The following is a 19,946-nucleotide window of genomic DNA, read 5'->3' as shown; positions in this document are numbered from 1 at the left end:
CGGGTCGGCTGGTGCACGTTGTTGGGTCCTGAGGGACCAGGCTTCTCCTGCCGGTTGGTGGGAGGGTTGAGCCGTGTTGGGGAGTTGATCTTCCTGGCGGGTTCTTCGGTGGGCTGCATGAAGCTGACGCGTTGTGTGTCGGGGGAGTGTGGTGCCGATCGTATGTTGAGAACTACACAGTGGACGCGAGCATCTTAGATCGCTCGTGACGATGATGACGCCTTTCGGGGTGGTTGTTGTTGTTCGAGTCGATCGCAATTTTAATCTTTGTGGTCAAGTTTCTAAGAGCAAACGGTGGATGCCTTGGCATCTGGAGCCGAAGAAGGACGTAGAAATCTGCGATAAGCCTCGGGGAGCTGATAATCGAGCTGTGAGCCGAGGATTTCCGAATGGGGAAACCCCGCTGGGCGCTTTTGTGACCTGGTGACTCCCGCCTGAATATATAGGGCGGGTAGAGGGAACGTGGGGAAGTGAAACATCTCAGTACCCACAGGAAGAGAAAACAACATGTGATTCCGTGAGTAGTGGCGAGCGAAAGCGGATGAGGCTAAACCGATCATGTGTGATAGCCGGCGGGCGTTGCATGGTCGGGGTTGTGGGACACGTCGCTCAGTTCTGCCGGACTGGGGCGGTTACAGCGCATCATAGTCGAACCGGTTTGAAAGCCGGGCCGTAGTGGGTGCCAGCCCCGTAGACGAAATGGTGTTATGGCCGGATGTGTATCCCAAGTAGCACGGGGCCCGAGAAATCCCGTGTGAATCTGTCAGGACCACCTGATAAGCCTAAATACTCCCAGATGACCGATAGCGGACAAGTACCGTGAGGGAAAGGTGAAAAGTACCCCGGGAGGGGAGTGAAATAGTACCTGAAACCGTTTGCTTACAAACCGTCGGAGCATCCTTGTTGATGTGACGGCGTGCCTTTTGAAGAATGAGCCTGCGAGTTAGTGATATGTGGCGAGGTTAACCCGTGTGGGGCAGCCGTAGCGAAAGCGAGTCTGAATAGGGCGATTCAGTCGCATGTCCTAGACCCGAAGCGAAGTGATCTATCCATGGCCAGGTTGAAGCGACGGTAAGACGTCGTGGAGGACCGAACCCACTTCAGTTGAAAATGGAGGGGATGAGCTGTGGATAGGGGTGAAAGGCCAATCAAACTTCGTGATAGCTGGTTCTCTCCGAAATGCATTTAGGTGCAGCGTTGCGTGTTTCTCGCCGGAGGTAGAGCTACTGGATGGCCGATGGGCCTCAACAGGTTACTGACGTCAGCCAAACTCCGAATGCCGGTGAGTGAGAGCGCAGCAGTGAGACGGTGGGGGATAAGCTTCATCGTCGAGAGGGAAACAACCCAGACTACCAACTAAGGCCCCTAAGCGTGTGCTAAGTGGGAAAGGATGTGGAGTTGCACAGACAACCAGGAGGTTGGCTTAGAAGCAGCCACCCTTGAAAGAGTGCGTAATAGCTCACTGGTCAAGTGATTCCGCGCCGACAATGTAACGGGGCTCAAGCACACCGCCGAAGTTGTAGATTTCGCACACAGACAAGCCTTCGTGGTTCAGTCGTGCGGAGTGGTAGGAGAGCGTCGTATGGCGAGTGAAGCGGCGGAGTAATCCAGCCGTGGACGCCACACGAGTGAGAATGCAGGCATGAGTAGCGAAAGACGGGTGAGAAACCCGTCCTCCGAAAGACCAAGGGTTCCAGGGCCAGGTTAATCCGCCCTGGGTAAGTCGGGACCTAAGGCGAGGCCGACAGGCGTAGTCGATGGACAACGGGTTGATATTCCCGTACCGGCGAACAACCGCCCAAGCTAATCCAGTGGTGCTAAGAGTCCTAACCCGGACTGTCCGGATCCCTTCGGGGTGATGGTGGCCGGTCTAACGCTCGACCCCATGCTGGTGCGGCTAGCGTATGAACAGGTGTGACGCAGGAAGGTAGCTGAGCCAGGCGATGGTATCCGTAAGGTGAACCTGGTGTAAGGATGTAGGGCTGACGATAGGCAAATCCGTCGTCTATATGCCTGAGACCCGACGCGTACCCGTAAGGGGAAATCAGTGATCCTATGCTGCCGAGAAAAGCATCGACGCGAGGTTGCAGCCGCCCGTACCCGAAACCGACTCAGGTGGTCAGGTAGAGAATACCAAGGAGATCGAGATAATCGTGGTTAAGGAACTCGGCAAAATGCCCCCGTAACTTCGGGAGAAGGGGGGCCGGACACGTGACACGACTTCTCGTTGTGGAGCGTTGAAGGCCGCAGAGACCAGTGGGAAGCGACTGTTTACTAAAAACACAGGTCCGTGCGAAGTCGCAAGACGATGTATACGGACTGACGCCTGCCCGGTGCTGGAAGGTTAAGAGGAGGGGTTAGCCTTTGGGCGAAGCTCTGAATTTAAGCCCCAGTAAACGGCGGTGGTAACTATAACCATCCTAAGGTAGCGAAATTCCTTGTCGGGTAAGTTCCGACCTGCACGAATGGCGTAACGACTTCCCAGCTGTCTCAACCGCGAACTCGGCGAAATTGCACTACGAGTAAAGATGCTCGTTACGCGCAGCAGGACGGAAAGACCCCGTGACCTTTACTACAGCTTGGTATTGGTGTTCGGTGTGGCTTGTGTAGGATAGGTGGGAGACTGTGAAGCGGGCACGCTAGTGTTCGTGGAGTCATTGTTGAAATACCACTCTGGTCACTCTGGATGTCTAACGTAGGACCCTGATCGGGTTCATGGACAGTGCCTGGTGGGTAGTTTAACTGGGGCGGTTGCCTCCCAAAGAGTAACGGAGGCGCCCAAAGGTTCCCTCAACCTGGTTGGCAATCAGGTGGCGAGTGTAAGTGCACAAGGGAGCTTGACTGTGAGACTGACAGGTCGAGCAGGGACGAAAGTCGGGACTAGTGATCCGGCAGTGGCTTGTGGAAGCGCTGTCGCTCAACGGATAAAAGGTACCTCGGGGATAACAGGCTGATCTTGCCCAAGAGTCCATATCGACGGCATGGTTTGGCACCTCGATGTCGGCTCGTCGCATCCTGGGGCTGGAGTAGGTCCCAAGGGTTGGGCTGTTCGCCCATTAAAGCGGTACGCGAGCTGGGTTTAGAACGTCGTGAGACAGTTCGGTCCCTATCCGCTGCGCGCGTTGGAAATTTGAGAAGATCTATCCCTAGTACGAGAGGACCGGGATGGACGAACCTCTGGTGTGTCAGTTGTTCTGCCAAGGGCACCGCTGATTAGCTACGTTCGGACCGGATAACCGCTGAAAGCATCTAAGCGGGAAGCCGTCTTCGAGATGAGATTTCCATGCACCTTGAGTGTGAGAGGCTCCCAGCAGACTACTGGGTTGATAGGCCGGATGTGGAAGCGGGGACTAACGACCCGTGGAGCTGACCGGTACTAATAAGCCGAAGACTTGACAACACACTTTTTACCCACACCATCCGTGGTGTGGGGCTCGCGTCCACTTTGTGGTTCCCGACAGACGATCGGGAACACGAGAACTGAACACCGCAATGCATGCGGGAACAGCTTTCTTGATCCAAGGGTCAAGTCGAAGGTGTTCCGGTGGTCATAGCGAGAGGGAAACGCCCGGTCACATTCCGAACCCGGAAGCTAAGCCTCTCAGCGCCGATGGTACTGCAAGGGGGACCTTGTGGGAGAGTAGGACGCCGCCGGACTCAAACAAGAAAGATGTGGCCATCGGCCCTCCATCGAGAACTCGTAGGGGAGACCCTCGTTCTCGGCGGAGACCGGTGGCTACATCTGTTTCTGCCGCAGGTCGCTCGACTCGCGCGCCGGTCCGTGGTGGACTGGTGCGGCGCGCGTCGGGCAACCGGTGCGGCACTACAACGACACAGCGGACGATCGCCCGGCGAAGGCTGGGCACGCGATGAGGAGCTACGGTGGCGAACGACGACGAGCAGCGGCGGAACGACGGCGATCGAGGTGATCGCGGCGATCGTCCTCGTCGTGACGGCGGCGGAAGCCGCTGGTCGTCCGGGCCCCGCGACTTCGAACGTCGCGAGGGCGACCGTCGGGACGGCGACCGGCGTGACGGTGGGCAGCGCGACAGCGGCCGTCCGGCTCGTCGCGGAGACTCGTCCCGCGAGGGCCGGTCGTTCCGCGACGGTGACCGCTCGTCCCGTGACGGCGGGCGTCGGCCGGCCTGGCGGAGTGACCGTGACGATTCGGGACGCCCGCCGCGTGGTGATGGTCCGCGCGGTGCAGATCGTCCGCGTCGTGATGGTGATCGTCCGTTCCGCCCGTCGTCGGATCGTCCGTTCCGTGGCGGGGACGACCGGCCGCGTCGTGATGGGGACCGCCCGTTCCTTGGCGGGGATGACCGTCCGCGTCGTGATGGGGACCGCCCGTTCCGTGGCGGGGATGACCGTCCGCGTCGTGATGGTGATCGTCCGTTCCGTGGCGGGGATGACCGTCCGCGTCGTGATGGGGACCGCCCGTTCCGTGGCGGGGATGACCGTCCGCGTCGTGATGGTGATCGTCCGTTCCGTGGCGGGGATGACCGTCCGCGTCGTGATGGTGATCGTCCGTTCCGCCCGTCGTCGGATCGTCCGTTCCGTGGCGGGGATGACCGGCCGCGCCGTGATGGTGATCGTCCGTTCCGTGGCGGGGATGACCGTCCGCGTCGTGATGGTGATCGTCCGTTCCGTGGCGGGGATGACCGTCCGCGTCGTGATGGTGATCGTCCGTTCCGTGGCGGGGATGACCGTCCGCGTCGTGATGGGGACCGTCCGTTCCGTGGCGGGGATGACCGTCCGCGCCGTGATGGGGACCGCCCGTTCCGTGGCGGGGATGACCGTCCGCGCCGTGATGGGGACCGTCCGTTCCGCCCGTCGTCCGACCGTCCGTTCCGTGGCGGGGACGACCGTCCGCGTCGCGACGGGGACCGTCCGTTCCGTGGCGGTGCGGACCGCGATACCCGAGGCGGCCGCGACGAGCGCGGCGGCCGTGACGACCGGCAGCGTTTCGGTGACGGCAGCCGGCACGCCGGCGCTCGGTTCGGCGAGGCTGCGCGTGACGACTGGGAGGACCGCGACCCCTACGGCACGAAGTCGATCCGCCCGCGTCACGACGACCCGGAGATCCCCGAGGAGATCACCGCACGCGACCTCGACAAGGTGGCGCGTTCGGAGCTGAAGACGCTCAGCAAGGACAACGCCGACTGGGTCGCCCGTCACCTCGTTGCTGCGGCGATGCTCGTGGACGAGGACCCGGAGCTCGCGAACCAGCACGCGCTGAGCGCTGCTCGTCGCGCCGGCCGCGTCGGGGTCGTGCGGGAGACCGCTGCCATCACGGCCTACCGCCTCGGCGACTTCGCGACGGCGCTCCGGGAACTCCGGACGTACCGACGCATCTCGGGCCGGAACGACCAGCTCCCGATGATGGTCGACTGCGAGCGTGGGCTCGGGCGTCCCGAGCGGGCACTCGAGCTCGGCCGCTCGGTCGAACGGGCGGCGCTTGAGATCCCCGTGCAGGTCGAGCTCGCGATCGCGATGTCCGGCGCCCGCCTCGACCTCGGGAATCCCACAGCGGCACTGGGTGAGCTGGAGATTCCACAGCTCGACCCCTCCACGGCGTACTCGTGGTCCCCGGCGCTCTACAGTGCTTACGCGGCCACGCTCGAGGAGCTCGGCCGCCAGGACGAGGCCGACGAGTGGTGGGCGCGGGTGGACCGTGCCACCGAGGCCCTCGCCGAGGTCGCCGACGAGAACGCTTGGGAGACAGTTGATGTGGTCGAGGAAACGCTCGAGGTCGAAGAGCCCGGAGACGACGTCGTCGACCCCGCCGTCGTTGCGCACGGAGCCGACGGCATCGACGACACCGACCAGCTCGGCGACGACGAACTCGACGAGCCCGGCGACGGCCAGCCCGGAGACGACGAGCCCGGCGACGAGCCCGGCGAGATCGACGACGACAACCCCGTCGACGTCGACGGATCCGCAGCCGACTGAGTCGCCGCGGGCGCCGACGGACGGCGTCGACGTGGTCCTCACGGACCTCGACGGCGTGGTCTACCGCGGGCGGAACTCCATCCCGCACGCGGTCGAGGCACTGACGCGCGCGTCGCTGTCCGCCCGCGTCGGGTACATCACGAACAACGCCTCGCGTCGGCCGTCCGACGTCGCCGAGCACCTCGAGCGCTACGGGCTCGAGGTGTCGGCGGACGACGTCGTCACCTCGTCGCAGGCAGGGGTGCGGCTCCTCGAGACCCTCGTGCCTGCCGGTGCCACCGTGCTCGTCACGGGTGGCATCGGTCTCACTGCGATCGTGGAGGAAGCCGGTTTCACGGTGACGTCGAGCGCCGAGGACTCCCCGGCAGCCGTCATCCAGGGCTTCTCGCCCGACCTCGGGTGGACGCACCTGGCAGAGGCGTCCTTCGCGCTCGCGGATCCGGACGTGCCGTGGGTCGCCACGAACATGGACTGGTCGATCCCGGTGGAGCGCGGGATCGCGCCGGGCAACGGCACGCTCGTGTCCGCCGTGCACCAGGCCGTCGGCCGGATGCCGGTGGTGGCGGGCAAGCCCGAACGGCCGATCTTCGACGCGGCCATCGCTCGCTTCGGCGGAGAGCACCCGCTGTTCATCGGGGACCGGCTCGACACCGACATCAAGGGCGCGAACGACGCCGGCATCCCGAGCGTGCTCGTGCTGACGGGGATCGACAAGGAGAAGCAGGTGCTCGCGGCGGACCAGCGCTCGCGTCCGACCTACATCCTGCGCGACCTGCGGGGGCTGTCCCAGCCGTACCCGGTCGCGGTGCGGCGCGAGGACCCGGACGGCACACGCTACGTGACGATGAACGACGCGACGGTCGCGATGCGCGGGCACGTGGTCCGTGTCCTCGACGAGGGCGACGGCCTCGACGTGCTCCGCGCCGGCGCGACGCTGATCTGGGAGTCCGGCCTGGCCATCTACGGCCTCGACGTGGACCCGAAGCTGTACGGCGGCGAGTAGCGTGACCGACGTGCCGACCGATCACCCGACGCCCCAGCCGCCCCGCGGCGGCGAGTCCGGGTACGGCGGTCGCAGCGACGGGGAGGGCCAGGACTTCGCCGAGCGCGTGGCCGCGGTCGAGGACCGTCCGCTCGAGGACCGGGCCGACGGGTTCTCGGCGCTCCACGACGAACTGCGGACGCGGCTCGAGAGCGGTGGCAGCGCGAGTGCGTGACGACCTCTCGCCCACGTCCCACCCCGAGGAGACGCCGGCTCCCACGACGCTGTCCGTCGCGCCCGTCCGGTTGGACGCACTGCTCGCGGCCAGGGGGACGGTCCGGTCCCGGACGGCCGCTGCGAAGCTGATCCAGGCCGGCCGCGTGACCATCGACGGCGTGGCAGTCGTGAAGGCGTCGACTCCGGTCCTGCCGACCGCGGACATCGTGGTCGACACCGCGGACGCGTGGGTGTCCCGAGCGGCGCTCAAGCTCGTCGCCGCGCTCGACGCGTTCGACGTGGACCCCGCCGGACGGGTCGTCCTCGACGTCGGTGCGAGCACGGGTGGGTTCACGCAGGTGCTGCTCGCGCGCGGGGCCCGCCGGGTCGTCGCACTCGACGTCGGGCACGGCCAGCTCGACCCCACGATCGCCATCGACGCGCGGGTCGCGGTCGTCGAGGGGGTCAACGCCCGGAACCTGACGGCCGAGGACTACGCGGCGCTCGATAACGCTGCCCCCGAGACGAGCCTGGTGGTCGGCGACCTCTCCTTCATCTCCCTCCGGCTCGTGCTGCCGGCCCTCGCTGCCGCGGTACCGGCGGACGACTTCGTGCTGCTCGTGAAGCCGCAGTTCGAAGTCGGTCGTGGTGGCGTGCGGGAGGGCATCGTGCGCGACGCGGGCCTCCGCCACGACGCGCTCATGAACGTGCTCTGGGTGGCGTGGGACCTCGGTCTCGGGACGAGTGGCCTGGCAGCGTCGCCCATCGTCGGCACGCACGGTAATCACGAGTACCTGGCGCGCTTCCAGCGTGATGTCGGTACCAATCCGACAGAATGGATCGACCGCGCGAGCGCACTGTCGGAAGGGGCTGCATGAGCGACGATCGGCACATCCTCCTCGTGTCCCACACGGGCCGCCAGGACTCGATCGACGCCGCGGTCGAGGTGTGTGACCTGCTGCACGCCGCCGGCCTGAACCCCGTCATGCCCTTCGACGAGTACGCCGACGTGCGGCGCGCCGAGGCGTCTGTCGGCCAGGTCGACATCCTCGGGGTGGACGTGCAGGCAAGCGAGCTCGAGATCGTCATCGTCCTCGGCGGTGACGGCACGATCCTCCGTGCCGCCGAGTTGGTCCGGGGCACCGGTGCGCCGATCGTCGGCGTGAACCTCGGACACGTCGGCTTCCTCGCGGAGAGCGAGCGGGACGGTCTGCGCGCCACGGTGGAGCGCGCCCTCTCGGGGGAGTACCACGTCGAGGAACGCGTGACCCTGCAGGTCGACGTGGTGGTCGGCAACGAGGTCGTCTACACGTCATGGGCGCTCAACGAGGCGACGATCGAGAAGGCCTCTCGCGAGCGCATGCTCGAGGTCGTGACCGAGGTCGACGGCCGTCCGCTCACCTCCTTCGGCTGCGACGGCGTCGTCGTGGCCACCCCCACGGGCTCGACCGCCTACTCCTTCTCCGGCGGCGGCCCGATCGTGTGGCCCGACGTCGACGCGCTGCTCATGGTGCCGCTCAGCGCGCACGCCCTCTTCTCGCGGCCGATCGTGGTCGGTCCGGACCGGGTCCTCGCGGTCGAGGTCCTCCGGCGCACGAGCGGCGTCGGCGTGCTGTGGTGCGACGGCCGCCGCACCCACGACCTGCCGCCGGGTGCACGGGTCGAGGTCCGTCGCTCGGCGGACCCGGTCCGTGTGGCACGGCTGAAGGACGCGCCCTTCGCCGACCGACTCGTCGCGAAGTTCCGTCTGCCGGTCGCCGGCTGGCGGGGCCCGGACCGGGAGGGCGACCAGTGATCGAGGAGATCCAGATCTCCGACCTGGGCGTCATCGGTGAGACCACGCTCGAACTCGGCCCCGGCTTCACCGTGGTCACCGGCGAGACCGGCGCGGGTAAGACGATGATCGTCACGGCACTCGGGCTGCTGCTCGGCGCCCGGTCCGACGCGGCCGCGGTCCGCCGCGGTGCAGCGAGCGCCGTGGTCGAGGGCCGGTGGCACGTCCCGGAACACGCCGCCGTCGCCGAACGCGTCGAGGACGCCGGGGGCACCGTCGAGGACGGTGAACTCATCCTGACGCGCACCGTGTCGGCCGAGGGTCGCAGCCGCGCCACGGTCGGCGGACGCAGCGCGCCGGTCGCGGTGCTCGGGGAACTCGCCGACCAGCTCGTCACCGTGCACGGCCAGTCCGACCAGATCCGTCTGACCTCTGCGACCGCACAGCGTGCCGCCCTCGACGGGTTCGGCGGCGCCGCGCTCGAGAAGGCGCTCGCTCGGTACGTCGCCGCGTACGACACCTGGCAGCAGCACAGCGGCGACCTCGAGACCCTCGTCCGCGACCGGGACGACCGCGTCGCCGAGGCCGAGCGCATCCGCGCCGCGTCCGACGAGATCGAGGCCGCCGACCCGCAGCCCGGCGAGGACGTCGAACTCGCCGAGCGAGCCGAGCGGCTCGGGAACCTCGAGGAGCTCCGGCTGTCCGCCGGCCTGGCCCACGAGGCCCTGTCGAGCGAGTCGCTGGACGGCGTCGACGTCGTCGGACTCGTCGAGTCGGCCCGTCGCGCGGTGGAACGGGTCGCCGGCTCCGATGCGACGCTGCAGCCGGTGCTCGAGCAGCTCACCGAGCTGGGCATCCAGGCGTCCGAGGCATCCGCCAGCCTGTCGAGCTACCTCGGCTCGCTCGAGCCGGACGCCGGTCACGACCTCGAACTCATCAACGAGCGGCGCGCGTTGCTCGCGAACCTCACTCGGAAGTACGGCGACTCCGTGGACGACGTCATCGCGTACGGGCAGCGGGCGAGCGACCGTCTGCTCGAGCTCGACGGCGACGACGACCGCATCGTGGCGCTGCAGCAGGCCGTCGAGCAGGACGAGCAGGCCCTCGCGGCGGCCGCGTCGACGTTGACCACAGCTCGGACGAAGGCCGCGGCGGACCTCGCGAAGCGCGTGACCGCCGAGCTGAAGACGCTCGCGATGGCCGGTGCGACCCTCGTGGTCGAGGTGGCCGACGCCGGCGAGTACCGACGGCACGGGCGCGACCAGGTGGCGATCCTGCTGCAGCCGCACTCCGGTACGGACCCTCGGCCGATCGGCAAGGGAGCCTCCGGCGGCGAGCTCTCGCGTGTGATGCTCGCGATCGAGGTGGTGATGGCAGGCACTACGACGGTGCCGACGTTCGTGTTCGACGAGGTGGACGCCGGCGTCGGCGGTGCGGCGGCGATCGAGATCGGACGGCGGCTCGCGGCGCTCGCAGAGCGGACCCAGGTCATCGTCGTGACGCACCTCGCGCAGGTCGCGGCGTTCGCGAACAACCACCTCAACGTCGTGAAGGACGCCAGCGGTGCGGTGACCTCCTCGAGCGTCCGGCGGCTCGAGGGGGAGGACCGGCTGCAGGAGATGGCGCGGTTGCTCTCCGGGCTCGGGGACAGTGCGAGCGGCATGGAGCACGCGCGCGAGCTGCTCGACGTCGCCGGCCAGCGCGCGTAGCCCGACGGCGGACCGGGCCGACCCAGCCAGCGCGGGTGGACCGGCGGGTACGGACGGGCGGACGTGGACCGGCGGGTGCGGACGGGCGGAGCTCGCCGGGGGGTGCGGACGGGCGGAGCTCGCCGGGGGGTGCGGACGGGCGGAGGCCGGGGGGTGCGGACGGGCGGAGGCCGGGGGGGTGCGGACGGGCGGAGCTGGCCGGGGGGTGCGGACGGGCGGAGCTGACCGGCGGGCACGGACCGGCGGACCTGGCCGGCGGGCACGGACCGGCGGACCTGGCCGGCGGGCACGGACCGGCGGAGCTGGCGGATGGGTACGGACCGGCGGAGCTGGCCGGCGGGCACGGACCAGCGGACCCAGCTGCCGGACCCGGGCTGGCCGACCCGGACCGGCGAGCACGGATCGATGGGCGCGACGCCGGGCGCAACCGCCCGTGGCGGACGCGCCACGAGGCGGGCCCAGCGCCCGCCACCCACCGGGCGCAACGCCCACGGCGAACCGAGGTCGCGCCTCCCGGCAGTTCTGACGTACGATGGAACCCCGTGGCGGACACTCTCAGCGGCGGAACACTTTCTTCGACCTCGACCCCGAAGGTCACGAAGCAGATCTTCGTGACCGGCGGGGTCGTCTCGTCTCTCGGCAAGGGCCTGACGGCGGCCAGCCTCGGCAACCTGCTCACGGCACGCGGCCTCAAGGTCGTCATGCAGAAGCTCGATCCGTACCTCAACGTGGACCCGGGCACCATGAACCCGTTCCAGCACGGCGAGGTCTTCGTGACCGACGACGGCGCCGAGACCGACCTCGACATCGGGCACTACGAGCGCTTCCTCGACATCAACCTCGCGCAGTCGGCGAACGTCACGACCGGGCAGGTCTACTCGACGGTCATCGCCAAGGAGCGTCGCGGCGAGTACCTCGGCGACACGGTCCAGGTCATCCCGCACATCACGGACGAGATCAAGCGTCGGATGCGGGAGCAGGCGGAGAACGACCCGCAGCCCGACGTCATCATCACCGAGGTCGGCGGCACGGTCGGCGACATCGAGTCGCAGCCGTTCATCGAGTCGGCCCGCCAGGTGCGTCACGAGCTCGGCCGGAACAACGTGTTCTTCGTGCACGTCTCGCTCGTGCCGTTCATGAACGCGTCCGGCGAACAGAAGACCAAGCCGACGCAGCACTCCGTCGCGCAGCTGCGGTCGATCGGCATCCAGCCGGACGCCCTCGTGCTCCGCAGCGACCGCCCGGTGTCGGAGTCGAACAAGCGCAAGATCGCGTTGATGTGCGACGTCGACGAGAACGCCGTGGTGAACGCGGTGGACGTGCCGTCGATCTACGACATCCCGACGATGCTGCACGACCAGGGCCTCGACCAGGTCATCATCGACGCGCTCCGGCTCGAGGCCGACGGTGTCGACTGGTCCCGGTGGGACGGCGTCCTCCGCGCGGTGCACGAGCCGAAGAAGGAGGTCACGATCGCCCTCGTCGGCAAGTACATCGACCTCCCGGACGCCTACCTGTCGGTGACCGAGGCGCTCCGTGCGGGCGGCTTCGCGCACAACGCCAAGGTGAAGCTGAAGTGGGTCGTGTCGGACGACTGCACCACGCCCGAGGGCGCCGCGAAGCACCTCGGCGACGTCGACGGCATCTGCGTGCCGGGCGGCTTCGGCGTCCGTGGCATCGAGGGCAAGCTCGGCGCGCTGAAGTTCGCGCGTGAGCAGGGCATCCCGACGCTCGGCCTGTGCCTCGGCCTGCAGTGCATGGTCATCGAGTACGCCCGCCACGAGGCCGGCCTGATCGACGCGTCGAGCACCGAGTTCGACCCGGAGACCTCGACGCCGGTCATCGCGACCATGGCCGAGCAGGTCGACATCATCGCCGGCGGCGACCTGGGCGGCACGATGCGCCTCGGCCTGTACCCGGCGAAGTTCTCCGACGGGTCGCTCGCGGCGTCGCTCTACGGTGCGCCCGAGGCGTCTGAGCGGCACCGTCACCGCTACGAGGTGAACAACACGTACCGCGAGCAGATCGCGGACGCCGGGCTCGTCTTCTCGGGCACCTCGCCCGACGGCACGCTCGTCGAGTACGTCGAGCTGCCGCGCGACGTGCACCCGTTCTACATCGCCACGCAGGCGCACCCCGAGCTGCGCTCCCGGCCGACGAACGCGCACCCGCTGTTCGCCGGGCTGGTCGACGCCGCGATCGCGCGGCACGAGGCGTCGAGCCTCTTCGACCCGGCCGAGGAGCAGGCGGAGGTCGTCGCGTAACGCGACCGATCGACGGTCTGGCGCGCCCCGCTCAGCGGTGACGCGGAGCGTCGCGTGGGGCGCGCCGACCGAGCCTGCGAGGGAGGACGGTGCCAGCTGGCGCCGCGCCTCCCGTCCGTTGCGGGTCCTGCCCGGAACCTGGTTCCGGGCACGGAACCGTGGAAGGGCGCGGTGCTGTGTCCGGAACCTGGTTCCGAAGGAGGGGCGTGCCAGGATGGGGCGATGACTGCCGCTGACGCCCCCATCGACGACGCCCCCATCGCCGACGACCACGCCTCGTACGAGGTCACCGACTCGACGGTCGTGTACGAGGGAGCGGTCTGGGACGTCCGCCGCGACACCGTCGACTACGACGGACACGAGATGGTCCGCGAGTACATCGACCACACAGGTGCCGTGGCCGTCTACGCCGAGGACGACGAAGGCCGCGTGCTCGTCATCCAGCAGTACCGGCACCCGGTGCAGCTGCGGGACTGGGAGCTGCCGGCGGGGCTGCTCGACCAGGAGGGCGAGGACCACCTCTCGGCGGCGCAGCGCGAGCTCGGCGAAGAGGCCGACCTCGTCGCGGAGCACTGGGAGCCGCTCCTGACGTACAACACCTCGTCGGGCGGCAGCGACGAGTTCATCGAGATCTTCCGCGCCCGGGGCGTCCGCGCGACCGAGAGCGCGTTCGAGCGCGAGGCCGAGGAAGCCGACATCGTGACGCGGTGGGTGCCGCGCGAAGAACTGGTCGACGCGATCCTCGAGGGGCGGCTGCACAACTCGGCGCTCGTCGCGGCGACGCTCGCGGTCGAGACCATCGAGCGGCGCGCCGGACGGTGAGCACGGCGGGGGCCTCCGGGCTCGCTGGTCTGCTCGCCGCAGGGACGTGGACGCACGAGCCGCTGACCGCCGAGCTCGACGGTGACATCCTCCGCGTGACGGCGGGCGAGGGCAGTGACGCGTGGCGGACGACCTCGTACGGGTTCGTGCACGACTCCGAGCACGCGCTCGTGCAGCGGTTCGACGGTCCCTTCTCGGTCGAGGTGTCCTTCGTGCTCGACTTCGCGGAGCAGTTCGATCAGGCGGGGGTGTTCCTCCGCGTCGACGAGCGCACGTGGACCAAGGCCGGTGTGGAGCACTCCGACGGGCGGGCGCAGCTCGGGGCCGTCGTCACGCGCGAGGTCTCGGACTGGTCGGTCGCGCCCGTCACGGAATGGGTCGGGCGGACGGTGACGGTCCGGGCGAGCCGGGCCGGTGACGCGGTGACGGTCCGGGCCTGGGCGGACGACGAGACTCCTCGGCTGGTGCGGGTCGCGCCGCTCGACGCAGACGCGGTGGTGTCGGCCGGACTCTTCTGTGCGGCGCCGACCCGGGCGGGGCTGACGGTCACGTTCACCGGGTTCCGGGTCGGGGAACCGGACGCGACGCTGCACTGACCTGCACGCGCCGGTCGGTGCGCAGGTGCTGCGCGTGCCGGTCGGTGCGCGCAGCTGCTGCGCGCGCAGGTGCTGCCCGTGCGGGGCGTCGCACGGCGCGATGCCGCTCGGCGGTTAGCCTCGTCGGGTGATCCCGTTCGACCGTGCCGCGGAGACCTACCTCCGGCACATCGCCATCGAGCGGGGCCTCTCTCAGCACACCCTGTCCGCGTACCGGCGCGACCTCGCGGCGTTCCGGGAGTGGGTCGCGACCTGCGAGCCCGTCGACTCCGCGGGCGCGGACCGCGCCGGTGGCCGCGCGGTGCTGGACGACGTCGGGCGGATCGCCCGTGCAGACCTCGCGGGCTTCGTCACCCACCTCACGACCCGGGCCGAGGGACCGCTCGCGCCACGGTCCGTCGCCCGGATGCTCAGCTCGGTCCGGTCGTTCACCGCCTTCGCGGTCGGGGAGGGGTGGCTGCAGCTCGACCCGGGCGCGGCCGTCCGACCGCCGAAGGCCCCGATGCGGCTGCCGAAGGCCGTCAGCGTGCACGAGATGGAGCGGTTGCTCGCCGCGGTCGGTGGGGACGACGACCCTGTGCGGCTGCGGGACCGGGCGCTCCTCGAACTGCTCTACGCCACGGGAGCGCGGATCTCCGAGGCCGTGGGGTTGAGCGTCGACGACGTCACCACACTGTCCGACCCGGACGAGGACGACGCCGGCGGCGACGGGCTCGCGGTCGTGCGGGTCACCGGCAAGGGCAACAAGCAGCGCATCGTCCCCCTCGGCAGCTTCGCGCGGGCCGCGATCGACGCGTACCTCGTCCGCGCCCGTCCGCTGTTCGCCGCGCGGGGAGCGGGATCACCGGCGCTGTTCCTCGGCGCACGCGGCGGTCGGCTCTCACGGCAGAGCGCCTGGCTCGTCATCCAGGCGGCCGCGGAGCGGGCGGACCTGACGGCGCACGTCTCCCCGCACACGTTCCGGCACTCCTTCGCGACGCACCTGCTCGAGGGCGGCGCCGACGTGCGTGTCGTGCAGGAGCTGCTCGGGCACGCGAGCGTCTCCACGACGCAGATCTACACGATGGTGACGGCGGACATGCTCCGCGACGTCTACCAGACCTCGCACCCACGGGCCCGGCGCTAGCAGCCGCTCAGAACAGGTGGTACTGGGCGGAGGCGGCCACCGCGGCCGTCGCGACCCCGAGGACGAGGGCGCTCGCCGCGAGGCTCCGTGCGACGACCTTCCACGCGCCGGTGACGCCCGGCCGGACCACGCCGACGACGGCCGCAGCGACCGCGATCGCGCTCGGGACGCCCCACGGGTTCACCACGACCGAGGCCACGGCGAACAGGACGGCCACCGCGGTGACGACGCTGAATCGGTGGGTCGCCGGGACTCCCGACGCCCACGACGCTGCGCGTACGGAGCCGGTCTGTACCGAGAAGGACGGCCCGACGGGAGCGACGACGACCGGCACGACGGGCTCCGCACGGTCCGGCAGCACGCGTGTCGCAGCACCCCACGCGCCCCCGTCCCACCATCGGAGGCGGGTCGGGTCCTGCGGATCGGGGAACCAGCCGGCGGCCGGCAGTGTCACGGGGTGCTCCTCAGCGGATCGCGGGTGGTACCCCTCGACGCTACGGCAGCGGAGGCGGCCGCCACAGTCCCCGGCCGGGTGTCGGCAGGAAGGGGGACCGGTGGCTGCCCGGACCTCCTGCGCTACCGTCGTCGGGTGATCGCCGCGTCGTCGTCCCTGCCCGTGTTCTGGGAAGCCCGCCGTGCCGACGACCCGGCTCTGCCCGAGGCCGTCCCGCTCGCGTGGGCCTTCGGTGCGACGCCGGAGCACGCCGACGAACTGCTCGACCTGGTGCTGCGCGGGATCAAGGACGGCACGGCGTCGTCGATGTGGGACTACGAGGCGACGGGGGACGCCCTGCCGGAGGTCGGGGAGTTGAGCGTGATCCTCGACGGCGAGGGCGAACCGCGCGCGGTCATCGAGACGACGGCGCTCGCCGTGGTGCCGTTCGACCAGGTCGGCGAGGAGCACGCGCGGGCCGAGGGCGAAGGGGACCGGACGCTGGCGTACTGGCGCGAGGCGCACGAGCGGTACTGGCGGACGCACTCGGAGAACCCGCGGGGCTTCGAGCCGGACATGCCCGTGCTGTGCGAGCGGTTCCGCCTGCTGCAGCCAGAACCGCTCGCCAGCGCCTGATCCAGGCGGGGAAGGGCGCTGCGTCGACTGCTGCGCGACCTAGGCGGGCACGGGCGCCGCGTCGACCTCGCGCATGACGTCCTTGACCGCCGCGAGCAGCCGCGCGTTGAAGTCCACCCCGAGCTGGTTCGGCACGGTCACGAGCACGGTGTCGGCAGCACGGACGGCCTCGTCCGCGGCGAGCTCCGCCACCAGGTCCTCCGGCGACCCGATGTACGACCGGCCGAAGCGGGCCAGCCCACCGTCGAGGTGCCCGACCTGGTCCTGCCCCTCGACCTGTGCCCGCACCCCGAAGTAGTGCCGCGACTCGTCGTCGATGATCGGGATGATGCTGCGGGACACCGAGACTCGCGGCGTCCGCTCCCACCCCATCGACTCCCAGACGTTGCGGAAGCGCTGGATCTGCTCGGCCTGCAGCTGGTCGAACGGCACGCCGGTGTCCTCGGTGAGCAGGGTCGACGACATCAGGTTCATGCCCTGCTCGGCGGTCCACTCGGCGGTCGCGCGGGTGCCGGCACCCCACCAGATGCGGTCGCCGAGCGAGTCGGAGAGCGGCGAGATCGCCAGCGACCCGACGGAGCCGGTCATCTGCGGGTTCGCGTTCGCCATCGGCTCGCCGGCGATCGCCCGGCGGAACACCGAGGTGTGTGCCCGGGCCAGGTCGCCGCCGTTCTCGTCACCGGCGTCCGGTACGTAGCCGAACTGCTGGTACCCGGCGAGCGCGGTCTCGGGTGAGCCCCGGGAGACACCGAGCTGCAGTCGACCGCCGGAGATGAGGTCGGCGGCCGCGGCCTCCTCCGCCATGTACAGCGGGTTCTCGTAGCGCATGTCGATCACGCCGGTGCCGATCTCGATGCGGCTGGTCTTCGCGGCGATGGCGGAGAGCAGCGGGAACGGCGCGGCCTGCTGCGGTGCGAAGTGGTGCACGCGGAAGTAGGCGCCGTCGACGCCCGCCTCCTCGGCGGCGACGGCGAGGTCGATCGCCTGGACGAGGGCCTCGCGGCCGCTGCGCACCTTGGACCCCGGCACGTCGCGCCAGTGTCCGAACGACAGGAACCCGATCTTGGTCATGTCGACGGGAACGCATGACCGCTCGACGGCATTCCGCGGGGACTACGGTGTCCGGCATGGACGACCCCCGCGCCGCACTGCTCGCCGAGCGGGAGCGCAACGAACGCCTGCTGGCCGACGTCGAGCGGAGCATGCGCGACGTCAGCGATGCGCGGCAGGACGCGAACTCGGACGACGAGCACGACCCGGAGGGCGCGACCCTCGCGTGGGAGCGCGGCTCGCTCGGCGCGGTGCGGGACGGCGCTCGAGAGCGGCTCCGGCAGGTGGACGCCGCGCTCGCGCGGCTGGACCGCGGCACCTACGGCCGGTGCGCGGTCGGCGGCGAACCGATCCCGGAGGCGCGCCTCGCCGCCGTCCCGTGGGCGGCGACCTGCGTCGCCCACGCGTGACGCGACGGCGTTCCGACAGGTCGTGATGCGTGCGGCACGAGGGGAGGGACGGACCCGACCCGCGCCTCCCGTCCGACAGCTGGTCACGGAGCGGTCGGGAGGCGCGTGGCGGCACCGCGCCGCGCCTCCCGACCGCGCACCCCGCGTCCAACGCCTGTGCCGCTGATTCCCAGCCGCGCGCCCTACCGTTCCGGCATGCAGGGCGACAGCGACGACCGACACGGCGAGCTGCAGCACGCCGAGCCCGCCGACGGCCAGCGCCGACGCTTCCAGTGGTTCCGCGACCTCCGCGCCTGGATCCACGCCCGGCCGCACGTGCACCTGTTCTACAAGGTGCTCGTCGGGATCGTCGGCGGCCTCGTCGTGGTGATCGGGCTGATCCTCGTGCCGCTCCCCGGACCCGGGTGGCTCGTGGTGTTCATCGGCCTGACGATCCTGGCGAGCGAGTTCCACTTCTTCCACCGCATCATCACGTGGCTCCGCGCGCAGCTGCACCGCTTCTGGGACTGGGCGAAGGCGCACGGCCCGCAGTGGCTCCGGAAGGCCGCCGACCGGGGCAAGGCGGACGTCGACGCCGCCCATGCGGATGCGCACCGGAGCACGGGCGTCCGCGCGCACGGGCCGAAGCGGGCGCGACCCGGGCACTGACCCGAGCGGGCGCGGCCCTACTCGGCCGAGGCCACCCGGATCGACCCGGTGGCGGTGCGCTCGACGACCTCGGCCGCGGCCCCCTCGACGGTGGCTGCCTCCTTCGACGTGACCTGCAGCACGAGGGCCACGACGGCAGCGAGGACGATGAACGCGCCGTACCCGGCGATGACCGGCACGAGCCCGACGAGGGGTTCGAGCAGGCCGCCGAGCACCGCGGGGACCCCGAACGCCAGGTAGCTCACGACGTAGATGGTCGACAGGAGCCCGGCCCGGTGGGTCGGTGCGGCGGTCGCGAGCAGCATCCGGAGCGGCGCCTGGAACCCGGCGCCGAAGCCGACGCCGGCGATCGCGCTGCCGACGACGAGGCCGGGCAGCGAGTGCGCGGCGAGGAAGGACACCGTGACGACCGGCCCGGCGACGAGCGCCACGAGCCCGACCAGCACGGCCTTCCGGGTGTCCATCCGCTGGATCGCGAGGCCGGTCAGCGCGCCGACGCCGGTGACGACGGCGATCAGGGCGCCGGCGGCGAAGTGGTTCGTGATGCCGAACACGGCGCCGAGGGCGGACGGCACGAGGGACAGGAAGAGGCCGCCGAGCGCCCAGCTCGCGACGAGGGAGCCGGCGACGCTGCGGAACAGCCGACGCGAGGACCGCGGCACCGAGATGGTCGGGCGGAGGGACCGCAGGGCGCCGGGGCGGCGGACGACCCGCTCGGGGACGACCACCAGGGCGACGACCATCAGGACGAGGAGCGCCCCGAAGACCAGGTACACCAGCTGTTCGGGCGCGGGACCCCACTCGACGAGGGCGCCGCTCGACAGGGCACCGGTGGCGAGGGCGATCGGCGGGACGGCGCCGTTGAGCACGCCGGCGAGGGCGGGGTGGCGCTCGAGGGAGTGGTCGATGAGCGCGGCACCGAGGGCGCCGATGAGGAGGCCGACGGAGACGCCCTGCACGATGCGGTCGACGATCAGCGCACCGACACCGTCGGCGACGGCGAACAGGCCGAGCGACAGCGCGACGCCGAGGCCGCCGACGACGAGCACGGGCTTCCGGCCGACGTGGTCGGAGAGACGACCGGCGACCAGCAGGCTCACGAGGAGCCCGGCGACGTAGATCGCGAAGACGCCGGTGAGCATGAGCGGGGTGAGGTGCCACTCCGCCGCGTACACGGGGTAGATCGGGGACGGGACCGCCGAGGAGGCGACGGAGGCGAGCAGCATCGCCGCGATGATCCAGAACCCGGCGACCGAGCGGGCTGACTGCGCCATCGGCTGCTCCTTCCGTTCGGTGTCGGGCACCGGACGGTGCTCGCTGTACGACTG

At 69.6% G+C, this 19,946-nt stretch carries 17 protein-coding genes and 2 rRNA genes; 15 read left to right on the top strand and 4 right to left on the bottom strand.

All coding sequences use genetic code 11. The annotated features are described in order from the left end of the window. The first annotated feature begins 271 nt into the window (after positions 1 to 271). Both ACY3FI_RS13815 and rrf read left to right on the top strand, forming a co-directional pair. A 23S ribosomal RNA gene (locus tag ACY3FI_RS13815) occupies positions 272 to 3,400 on the top strand. Positions 3,401 to 3,540: 140 nt separating this feature from the next. Next, positions 3,541 to 3,657, top strand: a 5S ribosomal RNA gene (gene rrf, locus ACY3FI_RS13810). Here the strand turns inward: rrf and ACY3FI_RS13805 are convergent. Beyond that, on the bottom strand, positions 3,658 to 5,178 hold the full coding sequence (locus tag ACY3FI_RS13805) for a hypothetical protein (protein WP_462548132.1): 1,521 nt from the start codon (positions 5,176 to 5,178) through the stop codon (positions 3,658 to 3,660). Here ACY3FI_RS13805 and ACY3FI_RS13800 point away from each other — a divergent pair. From ACY3FI_RS13800 to ACY3FI_RS13755, 10 genes are all read left to right on the top strand, one after another. Continuing rightward, the gene (locus ACY3FI_RS13800; protein ID WP_462548131.1) at positions 5,119 to 5,952 is read left to right on the top strand and encodes a tetratricopeptide repeat protein; all 834 of its coding nucleotides are present in this window, start codon (positions 5,119 to 5,121) and stop codon (positions 5,950 to 5,952) included. The genes ACY3FI_RS13805 and ACY3FI_RS13800 overlap by 60 nt on opposite strands. A gap of 31 nt (positions 5,953 to 5,983) precedes the next feature. Next, positions 5,984 to 6,955 carry an HAD-IIA family hydrolase gene (locus tag ACY3FI_RS13795; RefSeq protein ID WP_462548130.1) on the top strand — a complete coding sequence of 324 codons (972 nt, stop codon included), beginning with the start codon at positions 5,984 to 5,986 and terminating at the stop codon, positions 6,953 to 6,955. A 10-nt stretch (positions 6,956 to 6,965) separates the two neighbouring features. Beyond that, the gene (locus tag ACY3FI_RS13790) at positions 6,966 to 7,169 is read left to right on the top strand and encodes a hypothetical protein (RefSeq protein WP_462548129.1); all 204 of its coding nucleotides are present in this window, start codon (positions 6,966 to 6,968) and stop codon (positions 7,167 to 7,169) included. A 49-nt stretch (positions 7,170 to 7,218) separates the two neighbouring features. Next, complete coding sequence (locus ACY3FI_RS13785; RefSeq protein WP_462550368.1) at positions 7,219 to 8,028, top strand: TlyA family RNA methyltransferase; 810 nt, start codon at positions 7,219 to 7,221, stop codon at positions 8,026 to 8,028. Continuing rightward, on the top strand, positions 8,025 to 8,945 hold the full coding sequence (locus tag ACY3FI_RS13780) for an NAD kinase (RefSeq protein ID WP_462548128.1): 921 nt from the start codon (positions 8,025 to 8,027) through the stop codon (positions 8,943 to 8,945). The genes ACY3FI_RS13785 and ACY3FI_RS13780 overlap by 4 nt, the downstream gene beginning before the upstream one ends. Further along, positions 8,942 to 10,633, top strand: a complete 1,692-nt coding sequence (gene recN / locus ACY3FI_RS13775; protein ID WP_462548127.1) for a DNA repair protein RecN — start codon at positions 8,942 to 8,944, stop codon at positions 10,631 to 10,633. The genes ACY3FI_RS13780 and recN overlap by 4 nt, the downstream gene beginning before the upstream one ends. Before the next feature lie 542 nt (positions 10,634 to 11,175). Further along, positions 11,176 to 12,897, top strand: coding sequence for a CTP synthase (gene pyrG / locus ACY3FI_RS13770; protein ID WP_462548126.1), 1,722 nt, complete (start codon positions 11,176 to 11,178; stop codon positions 12,895 to 12,897). A gap of 222 nt (positions 12,898 to 13,119) precedes the next feature. Continuing rightward, complete coding sequence (locus ACY3FI_RS13765; RefSeq protein ID WP_462548125.1) at positions 13,120 to 13,719, top strand: NUDIX domain-containing protein; 600 nt, start codon at positions 13,120 to 13,122, stop codon at positions 13,717 to 13,719. Further along, positions 13,716 to 14,315: a DUF1349 domain-containing protein gene (locus ACY3FI_RS13760; protein WP_462548124.1), complete on the top strand. Its 600-nt coding sequence runs from the start codon at positions 13,716 to 13,718 to the stop codon at positions 14,313 to 14,315. The genes ACY3FI_RS13765 and ACY3FI_RS13760 overlap by 4 nt, the downstream gene beginning before the upstream one ends. A gap of 130 nt (positions 14,316 to 14,445) precedes the next feature. Next, positions 14,446 to 15,441, top strand: coding sequence for a site-specific tyrosine recombinase XerD (locus ACY3FI_RS13755; RefSeq protein ID WP_462550367.1), 996 nt, complete (start codon positions 14,446 to 14,448; stop codon positions 15,439 to 15,441). Between the two features lie 7 nt (positions 15,442 to 15,448). Here the strand turns inward: ACY3FI_RS13755 and ACY3FI_RS13750 are convergent, their stop codons facing one another. Then, positions 15,449 to 15,895 (bottom strand): DUF2510 domain-containing protein, encoded by a 447-nt coding sequence (locus ACY3FI_RS13750; RefSeq protein ID WP_462548123.1) that lies wholly within the window; start codon positions 15,893 to 15,895, stop codon positions 15,449 to 15,451. Positions 15,896 to 16,030: 135 nt separating this feature from the next. Between ACY3FI_RS13750 and ACY3FI_RS13745 the strand changes: the two genes are divergently transcribed. Beyond that, positions 16,031 to 16,510, top strand: coding sequence for an ASCH domain-containing protein (locus ACY3FI_RS13745; RefSeq protein WP_462548122.1), 480 nt, complete (start codon positions 16,031 to 16,033; stop codon positions 16,508 to 16,510). 39 nt (positions 16,511 to 16,549) lie between these two features. Here ACY3FI_RS13745 and ACY3FI_RS13740 read toward each other — a convergent pair whose 3' ends face one another. Beyond that, positions 16,550 to 17,581, bottom strand: coding sequence for an LLM class flavin-dependent oxidoreductase (locus ACY3FI_RS13740; protein WP_462548121.1), 1,032 nt, complete (start codon positions 17,579 to 17,581; stop codon positions 16,550 to 16,552). 56 nt (positions 17,582 to 17,637) lie between these two features. On the opposite strand from ACY3FI_RS13740, the gene ACY3FI_RS13735 reads away from it, so the two are divergent. Then, on the top strand, positions 17,638 to 17,970 hold the full coding sequence (locus ACY3FI_RS13735) for a TraR/DksA family transcriptional regulator (protein ID WP_462548120.1): 333 nt from the start codon (positions 17,638 to 17,640) through the stop codon (positions 17,968 to 17,970). Between the two features lie 195 nt (positions 17,971 to 18,165). Further along, positions 18,166 to 18,618, top strand: a complete 453-nt coding sequence (locus tag ACY3FI_RS13730; protein ID WP_462548119.1) for a TIGR02611 family protein — start codon at positions 18,166 to 18,168, stop codon at positions 18,616 to 18,618. Positions 18,619 to 18,635: 17 nt separating this feature from the next. Here ACY3FI_RS13730 and ACY3FI_RS13725 read toward each other — a convergent pair whose 3' ends face one another. Further along, on the bottom strand, positions 18,636 to 19,922 hold the full coding sequence (locus ACY3FI_RS13725) for an MFS transporter (protein WP_462548118.1): 1,287 nt from the start codon (positions 19,920 to 19,922) through the stop codon (positions 18,636 to 18,638). Between the last annotated feature and the right edge of the window lie 24 nt (positions 19,923 to 19,946).

Source organism: Curtobacterium sp. RM9 (assembly GCF_054956955.1).
This window is presented reverse-complemented; position numbering and strand designations above follow the sequence as displayed.